This window comes from Actinoallomurus oryzae (genome assembly GCF_039541955.1).
Lineage (GTDB): Bacteria > Actinomycetota > Actinomycetes > Streptosporangiales > Streptosporangiaceae > Actinoallomurus > Actinoallomurus oryzae.
Genome location: NZ_BAABHF010000019.1, coordinates 706,247 through 720,460, shown reverse-complemented (window position 1 = coordinate 720,460; position 14,214 = coordinate 706,247). Strand labels below are relative to the sequence as shown.

General features: G+C 66.9%; 12 protein-coding genes and 1 pseudogene. All 13 read left to right on the top strand.

Annotated elements, in window-relative coordinates; genetic code table 11:
* Positions 1–50: 50 nt before the first annotated feature.
* The 13 genes and pseudogenes from ABEA10_RS17410 (at position 51) to ABEA10_RS17350 (ending at position 14,214) form a co-directional block, all read left to right on the top strand.
* Positions 51–2,087: a glycoside hydrolase family 31 protein gene (locus ABEA10_RS17410; protein WP_345464813.1), complete on the top strand. Its 2,037-nt coding sequence runs from the start codon at positions 51–53 to the stop codon at positions 2,085–2,087.
* Between the two features lie 374 nt (positions 2,088–2,461).
* On the top strand, positions 2,462–2,626 hold the full coding sequence (locus ABEA10_RS17405; RefSeq protein ID WP_345464811.1) for a hypothetical protein: 165 nt from the start codon (positions 2,462–2,464) through the stop codon (positions 2,624–2,626).
* 131 nt (positions 2,627–2,757) lie between these two features.
* Positions 2,758–3,609 (top strand): class I SAM-dependent methyltransferase, encoded by an 852-nt coding sequence (locus ABEA10_RS17400; RefSeq protein ID WP_345464809.1) that lies wholly within the window; start codon positions 2,758–2,760, stop codon positions 3,607–3,609.
* 231 nt (positions 3,610–3,840) lie between these two features.
* Complete coding sequence (locus ABEA10_RS17395; protein WP_345464807.1) at positions 3,841–4,074, top strand: hypothetical protein; 234 nt, start codon at positions 3,841–3,843, stop codon at positions 4,072–4,074.
* A gap of 60 nt (positions 4,075–4,134) precedes the next feature.
* Positions 4,135–7,461 (top strand): RHS repeat-associated core domain-containing protein, encoded by a 3,327-nt coding sequence (locus ABEA10_RS17390; RefSeq protein WP_345464805.1) that lies wholly within the window; start codon positions 4,135–4,137, stop codon positions 7,459–7,461.
* A 56-nt stretch (positions 7,462–7,517) separates the two neighbouring features.
* Positions 7,518–8,102 carry a hypothetical protein gene (locus ABEA10_RS17385; protein ID WP_345464803.1) on the top strand — a complete coding sequence of 195 codons (585 nt, stop codon included), beginning with the start codon at positions 7,518–7,520 and terminating at the stop codon, positions 8,100–8,102.
* Between the two features lie 120 nt (positions 8,103–8,222).
* On the top strand, positions 8,223–8,360 hold the full coding sequence (locus ABEA10_RS17380) for an SDR family oxidoreductase (RefSeq protein WP_345464802.1): 138 nt from the start codon (positions 8,223–8,225) through the stop codon (positions 8,358–8,360).
* Between the two features lie 620 nt (positions 8,361–8,980).
* On the top strand, positions 8,981–9,916 hold the full coding sequence (locus tag ABEA10_RS17375; RefSeq protein ID WP_345464801.1) for a DUF389 domain-containing protein: 936 nt from the start codon (positions 8,981–8,983) through the stop codon (positions 9,914–9,916).
* Between the two features lie 189 nt (positions 9,917–10,105).
* A pseudogene (locus tag ABEA10_RS51145) lies at positions 10,106–10,267 on the top strand (GntR family transcriptional regulator); the annotation flags it as partial.
* Between the two features lie 57 nt (positions 10,268–10,324).
* The gene (locus tag ABEA10_RS17365; protein WP_345464798.1) at positions 10,325–10,855 is read left to right on the top strand and encodes a UTRA domain-containing protein; all 531 of its coding nucleotides are present in this window, start codon (positions 10,325–10,327) and stop codon (positions 10,853–10,855) included.
* A gap of 89 nt (positions 10,856–10,944) precedes the next feature.
* Positions 10,945–12,087, top strand: coding sequence for an N-methyl-L-tryptophan oxidase (gene solA / locus ABEA10_RS17360; RefSeq protein WP_345464797.1), 1,143 nt, complete (start codon positions 10,945–10,947; stop codon positions 12,085–12,087).
* An 8-nt stretch (positions 12,088–12,095) separates the two neighbouring features.
* On the top strand, positions 12,096–13,271 hold the full coding sequence (locus ABEA10_RS17355; protein ID WP_345464796.1) for an NAD(P)/FAD-dependent oxidoreductase: 1,176 nt from the start codon (positions 12,096–12,098) through the stop codon (positions 13,269–13,271).
* A 16-nt stretch (positions 13,272–13,287) separates the two neighbouring features.
* Entirely contained in the window at positions 13,288–14,214 is a 927-nt protein-coding gene (locus ABEA10_RS17350) for an ABC transporter substrate-binding protein (RefSeq protein ID WP_345464795.1), read from the top strand.

Here is a 14,214-nt window from a genome sequence, read left to right as displayed (position 1 = left end):
CTGGACCGCTCGCCGACCCGGCTTCCATTCGGCTCCCCTGACCACGCGAGGTGATCGCGCTGAGATCCCGCCGACTGTTCCCTCCTCTCGCCGCCCTCGTGCTCGTCGCGACCTCTCTCACCGCGGGTGCGGCCTCCGCCGAGCCCGCCGTGAAGTACCGCGACGGCGCGAGCACCATCACGCTGACCACGCCCGCCTACCAGGTGGTCGTGGCCAAGCGGAAGTTCCAGATCACGACCCGCCGCGCCGGCCGTACGGTGCTGGCCACCACGAACACCGACGCCCTCGGCTTCTCCGGCCCGGACGGCCGGGTCACCGCCACCGACGTGCGCGGGGCGCGCTGGTCCCACGGCGCGCTGACCCTCCAGGTGGGCACGACCGACGCCGCCGCGACGCTGGCGGTGAAGATCACCCCGTCCGCCGACCGGTACCGGCTGGACAGCACGGTCCGGGGCGTGACACCGGAGTCCACCGGCATGCGCTTCGCCATGGGCTCCGCCGGGCACTGGTACGGGCACGGTGAGGCGAGCACCGACGCCGGCGGCCCGTACACCGACCAGCCCTGGCCGCTCGACTCGGGCAAGGTCGCCGACGACGCGTTCGGACCCGCGTCGTACCAGATGGTGGACCCGTTCTGGTTCACCCAGTCGGCGGCCGGCATCTGGTTCGACACGCAGGACCTGATGAAGGTCTCCCTCGGCAAGGACACGCCCGGCGTCGCCGGCATGGAGGTGACCGGGACGCCGAGCCTCGCCGCCACCTTCTTCGTGGAGAAGACGCCCAAGGCGGTCTACGACGACTACATCGGCGTCACCGGCAAGCCGGCCAAGAGCGACGCGGAGCCGTACCAGTACGAGACCCCGCTGTGGAACTCCTGGGCGCAGTTCTACACGAACGTGGACCAGGCGAGCTTCCTGGACTACGTCCACCGCCTGCACGACGCCGGCGTGCCCGGCCACACGATGTCGCTCGACGACGGCTGGATGAGCCACTACGGCGACTTCACCTTCAACGGCAAGTTCCCCGACCCGAAGGCCATGTCCGACGAGGTGCACAAGCTGGGCTACAAGTTCGGCCTCTGGGTGACCCTGTGGATCAACCTCGACGCCGACAACTACAAGGTCGCCGCGGACAAGGGATACCTGCTGAAGTCCAAGGACGACCCGTCCAAGCCGTGCACGGTCCAGTGGTGGAACGGCAAGGCGGGCATCGTCGACCTGGGCAATCCCGACGCCCGCGCCTGGTACGAGGGGCAGCTGAAGGCGCTCCAGCAGACGTACGGCGTGGACGGCTTCAAGTTCGACACCCGTTTCTACGACGAGACGTGCGCCCCCGCCTCCGGCTACACCGCGAACGACTACGTCAAGCTGGGCGCCCAGCTCACCGACGAGTTCGACCAGCAGGGCGTCGGCGTGCGGATCCACTGGACCGGGTCGCAGAAGTACGGCTTCGTGACCCGGGAGATCGACAAGGGCACCGACTGGAAGTCGCTCCAGGCCGCCGTCCACCAGGACCTGGCCATCTCCACCATCGGCTACCCGTTCGTGGAGACGGACATGGTCGGCGGCTCGGAGAGTGAGCCTCCGCCGTCGAAGGAGGTGCTCATCCGCTGGGCGCAGGCGGCCGCCGCGATGCCACTCGTCTACTCCTCCACGTCACCGATCCGTGTCTACGACTACGTGAACAAGAAGTGGATCGACTACGACGCGGACACGGCGAAGCTGTACACGAAGGCCCTGGACGTGCACAAGCGCCTCGCGCCGTACATCCAGCGGCAGGTGAAGCGCACGCTGAGAACGGGTGACCCGATCATGCAGCCGCTGTTCTTCGACTTCCCGTCGGACCAGGCGTCGTACACGGTGGGCGACGAGTGGCTCCTGGGCGACTCGCTGCTGGCCGCACCGCTGCTGTCGGCGGGCACGAGCCGCGACGTCCACCTCCCGCCGGGCGCCTGGTACGACGTGGCCCACGGCAAGGTCGTCCACGGCGACCTGAAGGCCTACCCGGCGGACCTGGGCACCCTGCCGCTGTTCGTCCGCATGGGCACCCCGGACACCAAGTCCCTGACCAGCGCCCTGCGCCACTGAGATGAAGGCGGCCGGCGCCGCGCCCGGTGCCGGCCATCGTGTGAGGGGACCGCTCACCCGGCCTGAGCAGGGTGAGTGGTCCCCTCGCCTAACCTCGGTGACGAGTCGCGCGAGTGACGGCGTACTGCAAGTTGGATGAGGCGGCGGGCGCGGCTCGGGCTGAGGACGCGATGGGCGGGTATCCGGCGGGGGCGCACGGCGGGGTGATGTTCGGCGCCACGGGCAAGGCCGGCAAGGTGGTCCGGCTGAACGGCTCGACGGGATATCTGGCGACCTCAGGGCCGTCGTTGACAGCGCCAAGAGCCTTAGCGTCTCCGCTTGGGCGAAGCTGACCGTCAGGTCCGCAACGCCGGTGGTGGTGAGTCAGGTGGAAAATGATCCAAGAAACCCTCGGCCTGTCCTCCATCACCATCGCCGCCGACACCTACACCTCCGTCCTGCCCGACCTGGCCCGCCAAGCCGCCGAAGACGTCGCCGCCATCCTCAACCCCACCTCCAGCTGCCGCGCCATCGGCCACGGACGTAAAGTCAGCCCGTAATTCATGCCGCGTCAGTCACGCCACCCGCCGAGGCCGGCGTCGGTGAGGCGCTGGGTTAAGCGGCGGTGTATTGACAGCCCTTGTCGCTGTGATGGAGAGCTGAGTGCCATCCGGGTTGAAAAGCTGATGCGGTGATCGGTCTGAGCTGTGATGATCTCGCGATGGAAGCACCTCGGGTGAAGAAAGAGATCATCGAGTTCTACACGTCACGCTATGACGAGGACGCCCGCCTGTCCTCCGCGGCCTCCGGAGTCTTGGAGTTCGCCCGTACACAGGAACTTCTGCGGCGGCACCTGCCCGACGCGCCAGCCTCGGTGCTCGACATCGGAGGCGGCCCCGCCACCCACGCCCGATGGCTGATGGCCGACGGCTACTCCGTCCACCTGATCGACCCCGTCGAGCGTCACCTTCAGCAGGCGCGCTCACGCTGCTCATGCACGACAGAAGTGGGTGACGCCCGCATGCTCACCGCATCAGATCAGACCTACGACGCAACTCTCCTGCTCGGCCCGCTCTACCACCTGCCTGACCGGACCGACCGTCTTCAGGCCCTCCATGAAGCACGCCGAGTCCTTCGCGCTGGCGGCCTGACGGCTGCTGCCGTGATCAGCAGGCACTCCGCGCTACTCGATCTCGCTGCCACCAACCGACTCGGCTCGGACGCAGCGATGCAGGCCATCCTGGAAAGCGGACACCACGACCCGGCGCTTGGTTTCACCACCGCCTACTTCCACACGGCCGGAGAGCTCATTTCCGAGATGACCGAGGCCGGCTTCGCCAACGTCCGCCTCTACGGCATTGAAGGCCCGCTCTGGCCCGTCCTCAAGGGAATCGAGACCCACACCGGAGATTCACTCACCGACTCCCCGTTGTTCAGTTCCGCATCCACAGCTGCCCGTCTCACGGAAACCGACCCAGCAATCATCGCCGCGAGCGCACATATCCTGGCCATCGGCTACCGCGGGCCAAGCGAACATCGCTGACTCCTCCCAGCCCCTGGACCGGACCTGTACGCCGACAAGTCCCACGCCGGGTGGCGCGTTGGTCGGCCTCGACGCGCCCGACTGTGCCGCTTTTCTCCGCGAAGGTGACGTCCGGCTTGGCTATCAATCCACAGGCGTTCTTCGCGTCAGCGGTAGCGGCTTAAGTAAGAAAGCGCTGGTGGCCAGGTTGGTTAGTCGTGGGTTTGGAGCCAGTTGAGGATTTTGGTGTGGATGCCGTCGATTTTGAGGATGGCGCTGGCGTGGCCGCTGCCGGTGACGACGGTGAGGGTGCAGGAGACGTTTTTGGCCTTCAGTGCGGTGCACAGATCACTGGAGTGGGTTGAGGGGACGAAGTCGCCTTGGGAGTGGAGGAGGTACATGGGGGCGTCGCCGGTTGAGGCGTGGTTTTTTACGACGGCGTCGCTCCAGCGGTTCCAGCAGGTGGTGTCGGTTTTGGTGGGGTAGCACTACGACGGGTTCCTGCGCCCACGCCAGACCCAGGCCCTCGGCCCGGACGGCACCCGGTTGGTCAGCGACACCTTCTACGACTCCCAAGGCAAGACCGCCCGCACGTACGCGACCTACCAGGCTGATGGGGACCCCTCCGCGACGCTGTTCGGCATCGACAAGCAAGGCAACGTCGAGACACAGACCGCCTACGAATATGACGGTCTCGGACGCGTCACCACCGAGACCCTCCTGACCGGCGGCGGACTCGGTCAGGAGAAGTGGCACACCACGACCAGCTACTCCGGCGACCGTGTCACCGTCGACCCCCCGGCCGGCGGCACTCCGACCACGACGATCACCGACGCCCGCGGGCAGACCACCGAAGTACGCGAGTACAAGGCCGACACCCCGACCGGTGACTACGCCGCGACCAAATACACCTACACCCCGGCGGGCAAACTCAAGACGCTGACCGACGCCGCCGGCAACACGTGGACTCACACCTATGACCTGCGCGGCCGCGAATATCAGACCGACGACCCGGACAAGGGCACCAGCAAGACCACCTTCAACGATCTGGACCAGGTCACCTCGACCGAGGACGCCCGCGGCAAGAAGCTCTTCTACGTCTATGATCCGATCGGCCGCAAGACTGAAGAACACGCCGACTCGCTCACCGGCCCGCTGCTGACCAAATGGACCTACGACACCGCCCGCCGGGGCCAGTTGGCCAGCACAACTCGCTACATCGAGGGAGCCGCCTACGTCGCCACGGTCAACCTTTACGACAACCTCAATCAGCCGCTCCGCACCACCTACACCATCCCCTCGGTCGCCGGAGAAGAAGCACTCGCGGGTAGCTATCAGTACGTCACCCGCTACAACCTCGACGAGAGCGTCAAGTCCACCAGCTTCCCGGCGGTGTCCCAAGCCACCGGCATGGGCGTTGAGACCGTCTCCCAAACCTACGACGATCTCAACCGGCCGATCACCACGACCGGCAACACGAAACTTGTCACCGACACCACGTACTCGGCGATCGGGCAGCTCCAACAGCTCGAGTTGTCCTCGGGCGGCAAGCGGACCTGGCAGAGCTACTCGTATGAGTACGGCACCCAGCGACTGCATGAATCACGCACCGAACGCGAAGACATCGCCGGCGTCGACCGCGACGCCACCTACGCCTACGACGATGCCGGTGACGTTACCAACATCACCGACGTGTCCCGCGTCGGCACCGACAACCAGTGCTTCCGCTACGACTACCTCCAACGCCTCACCGAAGCCTGGACCCCGACCGGCGCGTGCAGCGACGGACCAGACAAGACCCTCCTCGGCGGACCCGCACCGTATTGGAGCAGCTACGGCTACGACTCCACCGGCAACCGCACCACCGAGACCCAACACGGCGTCGGCGCCGTGGCAGCCGACACGACCCGCACCTACCACTACCCGGACCCGGGACAGGGCCAGCACCGCCTGTCCTCGGTCACCCAGACCGGCGCCGCAGGAGACCGGACCGACAACTACGACTACGACGCCGCAGGAAACACCACCACCCGCGACATCGGCAACGCCGACCAAACACTGACCTGGGACACCGAAGACCATCTCGCCACCACCACCGACAGCACCGGCAGCACAAGCTACGCCTACGACGCCGACGGAAACCGACTCCTACGCCGCGACCCCACCAGCACCACCGTCTACCTACCGAACATGGAACTTCGCCTGGACAAGACAACAGGCCAAGTCTCCGGCACCCGCTACTACTCCCACGGCGGAACCTTGGTCGCCGTCGGTACGGCGAGCGGCATTCAGTTCCAGTCGTCTGATCCGCACGGCAGCGCCGAACTATCCATCGACGGATCGAGCCAGGCACTCGCCCAACGCCGGTTCACACCCTTCGGTCAGTTTCGCGGCGCACCCACCGGTATTTGGCCAACCGATAAAGGCTTTGTCGGTGGCACTATCGACCCATCTGGCCTGACTAACCTCGGAGCCCGCCAATACGACCCCGACATCGGTCGATTCATCTCTGTCGATCCACTGTTTGACCTCACGGACCCGCAATCATGGAACGGCTACGCCTATAGCGACAACAATCCCACAACCGAAAGTGATCCGAACGGTCTCCAACTCGATTGCCCGAACGGCGCAGGCGGCTGTGGGAGTACCGGCAATATGGGTGGAGGAAGTAACGGAAAAGATGACCCGAACTACTCTCCATACGGAAAAAACTGCTCAGCATTCGACACCTGCGGGGGAACCTATCATCCTCGCCCCCCGCGGATGCCGCTCGGAATCCGTACCGCGACTGCGCGCAACTGGGACATCATCGGTCTCGCCATTCAAATAGTTTCACGGTTGCCGCAGTATCACGACATCATGGACCGAATCTGGGACTGTGTAGATACCTCGGTTGACACTGCGCATTGTGGTGGACTCATCGCTATGGAAACCGTTAAATTCGGCAACGCCGTCTGTGCGCAGGCAGGGATTTCATGCAGCGGATCGGATACGGGCGGATTCCAGTATGCGATGCAGCATTCCGGCGGCATGCTATTCGGCGGCCGCGAAGGGGGCGTCGGCTTCGACGGGCGTCCACTGCGCAAGGTTACTGGCGACTCCGCTCCGATCGTACCAACGAAAAATTGCGGTAATAGCTTCACTCCAGACACTCAAGTCCTGCTTGCCGGCGGAAAGCATAAGGCTATCGAAGATATCAAGGTGGGCGATAAGGTAGTAGCGACCGATCCCCAGAGTGGCGCTACAAAGCTCGAAAGAGTTATTGCTTCCTTTGCCGGTACCGACTACGACCATCTCGTGAAGATCACCGTCAACACCGACGGCAAAAGCGGTCACAAGACCGGCGTCATTGCCGCCACTGAACACCACAAATTCTGGGACGCCGCGACCCATGCCTGGATCCGGGCCGATCACCTAGCCCGCAAAACCATGCTCCGCATGCCAACCGGTAAGTCAGTCCATATCATCGGCGTTGCCCGATACCCGGGCCACCCGGCTGTGCGGGACCTGACGGTCGCCAAGCTTCACACCTTCTATGTAGAAGCAGGCACCACACCCGTCCTCGTACACAACTGTCCGCGGAAGGCGTCGAACCCAGCCGGCAATCCCAAGATTCCAAATGTCGTCCATGATGGAGTTGATGATATCCTGAACAACGGGCGTCCTCGGCGGTTGACCCCGGAGGGTGATCCTGACTTTTTCACGGCACGGAAGAATACTCCACCGAGTATCGCTCGGAAGTGGGGAGGGGCCGCAATCTATGACATCCCAGGTGGCGGTAACAACTATCGGGTGCTGATTAACAAGTACGGGGATATTGGCTGGATAAACGAGCATAACTATAACAAGATCTATCCGTATACGCCTCGCTAGTGGTGTCGCCGTAATGCCTGCCGTATCGTCTTGAGATTTGGAGAAAGGGCTACTCCGTGAACGAAGAGAGGATCGCGGCGTCGCTCATCAGAGCAGGATTGCTGTGGTGCCAAGCGGAAGTGTCTGACGAAGAATTGCCGGTATCTGCTGCTTGGCTCGCCGTCAGTTGCCGCCGGGAGGATGGGCGACGGGACGAAACGGTAAACAGGGGCGATCCGCAGCTGATCGAGAAGGCCAACGCTGTGTGGCTTCGACTTGCGATCGACTCCGGATTCATGGGAGAGGATCGAGAATTCCTCGTAGGGGTCGATTGCGCCGATGAGGAGTCGGCGCCGATCCTGCGCTGGGCGAGAGTTCGACTATCGGGCGATTGGGACGTCATGGGCGTCGGCGCCGCGTCCGGAGTCCTGGGCTCAGCGGCCGGGGTGCCTGAGTTCGTCATGCTTTCGGTCGACGGAAATATTATCCTGCGGGGCACTACGTGGAAAGATTCGATCGGAGTCTTGGCGGTTCCAAATCCGCATATGATCCAAATCATTCGTGACTATGTTAAGCGGCGTAATGTCAATCCCCGCACTCCAGATCGAGAACGCGCCGAGGGTGAGGCGTGGCTTCGGAAGCATCCTTTGGGAGAAGATTAAGTTGCTCCGGCGACTTGTTGATTTTTAGCGTGTGGCAGTGTCGGATAATCCTGGCTGTATAGGGTCGGGACATGGCCGAGGGCCCGAACGGATGGGCGACGAGGTGGTCCAAGCGGAGCGGTGAAGAGGGCTGTTGCCGCGCGAATATGGAGAAGCGCGGAAGAGTTCGCCGCCGTCGTGGCCTTCCTCGCTTCGGACCAGAGCAGCTACGTTCTCGGCACCAACATCTACGTCGACGGCGGCGAGAACCAGCTCTGAAGGGGAACACCGCGGTGGCGCACGGCCACCGCCTCTCACCCAGATCCGGCGTACGGTCCGCGCCTGGCCAGGGAAAATCCAGGCTGAACATACGGCGGGGCCAGGCGATGAAGGCCCCCGAGGTTTCGGCCATGGGACCGTACGCTGCGGTCTGCGTTCGGTGATCACCATGCCGTGAATCGTGGGTGCTCGGTGGGTGCTCGTATGTCGCGGTACACGTCGTCACGCGACGGTACGGTTCGGCAGTCAAACGGCCGAAGTCGCGGACGAACTGGCATGATCTGACGCCGAAAGTGTTGATCTAACACGTGTGCAGCGGACTCTTAATCCGCGGGCTCGGAGTTCAAGTCCGTGGCAGCACACCCGGGCTGAGCCGGGAATCATCGACGCTGTCGGGAGCGTCCAGTCGTGTTTTGAGGTCCCTGATCAGCGCCCTGCACCACTGAGTCTTCGGGACGATCTGGGCGGCGCCGCGCCGCTCGTGAGGCCGTCCGCTTTCGCCCGGTCTGGGAACCCGGCGACCCGGCGTGCCTATGCACCCGCGGGACCGGGCGGATCGTCGGCCGTGATGGGGCACGATGTTCTCCGTCAGGTTGCGGGCGAGGCGGTCGGGGGCGGCGATGTTGCATCTGCGGGCGATCACGCCCAAGGACCGGACGGACGACGTGTGCGGGCTGCTCGGCGAGAGCCTGGGCGTGACGAACGTGGTGGTGCTGCCCGGCGCGGCTCGGCAACCGGTCGGCGACCTGGTCATGTGCGACGTCGCCCGCGAGGCGGTCAACGAGGTCATCGATGGGCTGCGGCGTCTCGGGCTGGAGGATGAGGGGTCGATCGCGCTGGAGCGGATCGACGTCTCGATCTCCCACGTCGCCGAGGCGGCCGAGGAGAACGCCCCGGGACACGGGGACGACGCGGTCGTGTGGGAGGAGATCGACCAGCGGACGGAGGAGGAGGCCCGGTTCACGTGGTCGTTCGCCGCGTTTCTGGTGCTGGCGACGATGCTCGCCGGGATCGCCGCGATCATCGACAGCTCGATCCTCGTCGTCGGTGCCATGGTGCTCGGGCCGGAGTTCGGTGCGGTGGCGGCCATCTCCTACGGCCTGATCCGTGGTGACCTGCGGCGGATCGGGCGTGCCCTGGGCGTCCTGGCCGCCGGGTTCGCGGTCGCGATCGTGGTGACGTTCGTCTGCGCGCTGGTCGGCCGGTGGACCGGCGTCATCGCGGTGGACCAGCTACCGGCCCACCGGCCGCAGACCGGGTTCGTCTACCGGCCCGATCGGTGGTCGTTCATCGTGGCGGTGCTCGCCGGCGCGGCCGGGGTGCTGTCGCTCACGGCCGGAAAGTCCTCGGCGCTGGTCGGCGTCTTCATCTCGGTGACCACGGTGCCCGCCGCGGGTAACGTCGCGGTCGCCCTCGCGCTCGATCACAACGGCGAGATCTGGGGCTCGGTCGTTCAACTCGGCGTCAACCTGGCCGGGATGGTCGTCGCCGGCACGGCGACGCTGCTGGTCCAGAGGGCCGCCTGGGCGCTGGTCCGCAAGAGACGCACGGCCTAGCCGCACCGCGCACGCGGTGCGGGGCTCGGCGCCGTCCGTGTGAACGCCGCCTGGCCGTATCGCCTGGTCGACCTCCTTCGTACGCCTGGCCGGCCCATCGTGTACGCCGGCGGGCCGCAGCTCGCCCAGGCCGTGGCCCCTCGTCGGGTGAAAAACATGATCAGAGCTATTGACTAGCCAATTAAATGAGTGGAAGGTTTCCCTCTAGTGGCGGACGCACCGTACATACGTATCCGGAACCACCTAGCTGCGCAGATCCGCGGCGGTGACCTTCGGCCGGGCGACAAGGTCCCGACCGAAGCCGAGCTGCAGGCCGCGTACGGCGTGTCCAGGGCCACCGCCCAGCGAGCGCTGCGGGAACTGGCGCAAGTCGGATTGGTGGTGAGACATCGACGTATCGGAAGCTTCGTGGCCGGGCCGACACACGACAATCTGCTGCGGCTCGTCGACCCCCAGATCAAGGGACCGGAGATCCCGGGCCGTCACGAGGTCGAGCGGGCACGCGTCAGCACGGCACGCGAATGCGGCGTGGACCTGCCGGACGTACCGGCGGACGAGCCGGTGGTGGAGCTGCGGCGGCTGAAGTTCGATCTGACCGACACGGTCATCGCGATCGAGCAGAGTGCCGTACCGCTGCGGTACGCCCCGGACCTGCTGGAGAAGGATCTCGTCCACACGACCGTCCTCGACTACCTGGGCGGACGCGGCGTCCCGCTCGCGACGTCCCGGATGTACATCTCCGCGGTGAATCTGACCGCCGCCGACGCCGACCTGCTGGAGGCGGAGCGCGGTGCGGCCGTGCTCCGGCTGAGCCGGGTGACGCGGCTCGCCGACGGCACGGTCGCCGAAGCCATGTGGCACGTCATGAAGCCCGGACTGCACGAGTTCTACATCGAGCAGACCGTCGAAGGTCTCGGAGGAGGCCCCGACACCGGATGAGGTGAGCAAGCCCAGTGTCCGATCCGACAGCGAAAGCACCCGCGGCAGCGAAAGCACCCGCGGCGGCGAAGGCACCCACGGTCGCGGTGGTGGGGACCGGCGTCATCGGAGCGATGACCGCCTGGCGGCTGGCCCTGCGCGGCGCCCGCGTCCTGGCCTTCGACATGTACGCACCGGGCCACGACCGCGGCGCCTCCGCCGGCGAGACCCGCATCTTCCGCACCATCTACAAGGAGGGCGGCCAGTACGTCCCGCTGCTGCGGCGGGCCCGTGAGCTGTGGGACGAGCTGGAACGCACCTCGGGCCGGCGCGTCCTGACCGGCACCGGCTGCCTGACCGTCGGCCGCCCCGACGACCCCGATGTCCGCGCCGTGCTGGACTGCGCCGCCGAGTACGAGCTGCCGCACGAGACCTTCGACGCGCGAGAGATGCGCGACCGCTACCCGCAGCACGCGGTGGACGACGACGAGATCGGCGTGCTCGACCCGCAGGGCGGGGTCCTGCGGCCGGAGGTCGGCGTGCAGGCGGCCCTGGCACGGGCGGCCGAGGCCGGCGCGGAGATCCTGCCGTACCACCGGGTGCGGGAGGTCGAGCGCCACCCCGGCGGCTGGCGGGTGCGCGCGGGCGAGCGGTGGTTCGACGCCGACTGGCTGGTGCTCGCGCCCGGCCCCTGGGCGGGCCGTACCCCGCTGCTCGCCGACATCCCGGTACACGCCGAGCTCATCACCGCCTGCTGGTTCGCGGCGCGCGAGCCGGAGACGGTGGCGCCGCGGGCGTTCCCGGTGGGGATCCGGCGTCACGTCGAGGCCGGGTTCTCCTTCTTCCCCTGCGTGGACGGGGTCTCGGTGAAGGTGATCCCACACCATCTGGAGCGCCCTGAGGTCGACACACCGGACGCGTTGCCGCGCTCGCGCGACGCCGAGTTCACCCGGGCGGCGGCGGAAGCGGTCCGCCGGCTGCTGCCCGCGCTGGTGCCGCACCCGATCCGGATCGGCACCTACAGCGACGGCTTCACGCCCGACCACAACGCCGCGCTCGGGCCGATTCCCGGGCAGGACGACGCGCTCGTGCTCACCGGGTTCTCCGGACACGGGTACAAGCTCGCGCCGGTCTTCGGAGAGCTCGCCGCCGAGCTGGTGCTGGACGGTGCGAACCCCCGCTTCGACATCTCGTATCTGGATCCGTCGCGGTTCACCGCGTCCCGGGCGACGACCGCGGCAGCCGCGCGATAGGAGGGGCAGTGTCCAACGCAACCGTGGCGGTCGTGGGGGCCGGCGTGGTCGGGGTGTCGATCGCCCGCGGCCTCGCCATGGCCGGCGCCGACGTGACCGTCTTCGACCGGACCGGGATCGGCACGGGTACCAGCGGCCGTACGTTCGCCTGGGTCAACTCCCACCACAAGAATCCACGCCCCTACCACGACCTGAACGTCGCCGGGATGGCCGCCCACCGCGAGTTGGCGGTCCCCGACGGCGGCGCTCGCTGGTTCTTCCCGACGGGGAACCACGAGTGGGCCGACGACGACGCGGGCCGCGAGCGGCTCGCCGCGTCGACGAGGGAACTGTCCGAGCGCGGGTACGCGGTCACCCGGCTGACCGCCGACCAGGCACGACGACGGCTGCCGGACCTCCTCGTGCCGCCGGGGATCGACGAGATCGTCTGCTACCCCGAAGAGGGGTACGTGCTGCCCGGACTGCTGCTCGCCCGGCTGTGGGGCGAGGCGCGGGACCACGGCGCGCGGCTGCGCTGCCCGGACGAGGTGGCCGGCATCGACACGGCCGGGAGCACCGCCACCGTACGCACGGCGGCCGGCGAGACCTGGACCGGCGACCGGGTCGTTCTGGCGGGCGGGCGCTGGACCGGCGAGCTCACCGGTCTCGCCGGCCGGCCGATGGCGGTCCGGGACCCGAACGAGCCGGGCGACGTCGTCTGCGGCTTCCTCGGCTACACCGAACCGGTCCCGACGCGGCTGAACGCCGTGCTCACCACGCCGCGCATCAACGTACGCCCGGACGGCGGCGGCCGGCTGGTACTGCAGACACTCGACCTCGACCACCGGGCCGATCCGCTGTACGCGGTGGAACGTTCCGGCCCCGTCGGCCAGGAGATGCTGCACCGGCTGCACCGGGTCCTGGCGGGCACCGACGGCGCGGCGCTCAGCCACATCGCGGTGGGACAGCGCGCGATGCCGGCCGACGGCCGCACCGCCGCCGGCTTCCTCGACGACCGCACGTACGCGGTGTGCACCCACAGCGGCATCACCCTGTCCGTACTGCTCGGCCGGATCGTCGCCGAAGAGGTCCTGCGGGACCGGCGTTCCCCCCTGCTGTCCGGCTTCGAACCCGACCGGCTACTCGACACCACCACCGCCGCGTTCCCGGATCTGCCCCGCGCCCAGTACGCGGGCCAGCAATAAGAGCAAGCGAGGGGTTATGTACGGAGGTAGAGCGGCCCGCGTCCTGCTCGCGGCGCTGTGCACGGGAACGATGATGGCGGCGTGCGCCGTACCGGACGACTCGGCCGGCGGCGCCAAACCGCAGCAGAGCGGACAGAAGGCCCAGACGATCAGCGAGAAGCCCGACGCCGCGCTGATCGCCAAGCTGCCCGCCCAGTACCCGAAGGGGTCGGCCGTCCGGGTGGGCGCGAACGAAGGGTCGGCGCCGGACGAGTTCCGTGACTCGAACGGCAAGCTGGTCGGCTGGGAGGTCGACCTGGTGAACGCCGCCGCCCAGGTGCTCGACCTGCGGCCGGACTACCACGCGACGTCGTTCGACGCACTGATCCCGGGCCTGCAGGCCAAGCGGTACGACCTCGCCATCGGCCAGATGGGCATCACCCCGGCGCGGGTGCAGGTCATCGACATGCTGCAGACCATCAACGGCGGGCAGAGCTTCGTGTCCAGGAGCACGGACGGCGATGCCTACCACACCGTCGCGGACCTGTGCGGGAAGACGGTCTCGACCGTACGCGGTGCCATCGAGGTCGACCTGGCCAACGCGCAGAATCCCCAATGCCGCAAGGCCGGCAAGAAGCCGATCGAGCTGCGCACGTTCGACCAGTCGAGCCAGGCGGGGCTGGCGCTGACGAGCGGGCGGGTGGACGTCTACTGGATCGGCGCCACGGCCGGCAACTACTTCGCGCAGAACAGCCACGGCGCGGCGAAGGTCGCCGGGCACAACACGTCGGCCGAGATCCCCTGGGGCACCGCCTTCCCGAAGGGATCGACGCTGATCGGCGTGTGGCGGCAGGCCGTGCAGAAGCTGATCGACGACGGCACGTACGCGAAGATCATGGACAAGTGGGGGCAGTCGGCGCTCATGATCCGTACCGCCGAGATCAACAAGACGAAGAGCATGTGA

Coding starts and splice junctions, on each gene's coding strand:
- ABEA10_RS17405 (WP_345464811.1), top strand. CDS start 2,462: ATGATCCAAGAAACCCTCGGCCTGTCCTCCATCACCATCGCCGCCGAC.
- ABEA10_RS17395 (WP_345464807.1), top strand. CDS start 3,841: ATGCCGTCGATTTTGAGGATGGCGCTGGCGTGGCCGCTGCCGGTGACG.
- ABEA10_RS17375 (WP_345464801.1), top strand. CDS start 8,981: ATGTTGCATCTGCGGGCGATCACGCCCAAGGACCGGACGGACGACGTG.
- ABEA10_RS17350 (WP_345464795.1), top strand. CDS start 13,288: ATGTACGGAGGTAGAGCGGCCCGCGTCCTGCTCGCGGCGCTGTGCACG.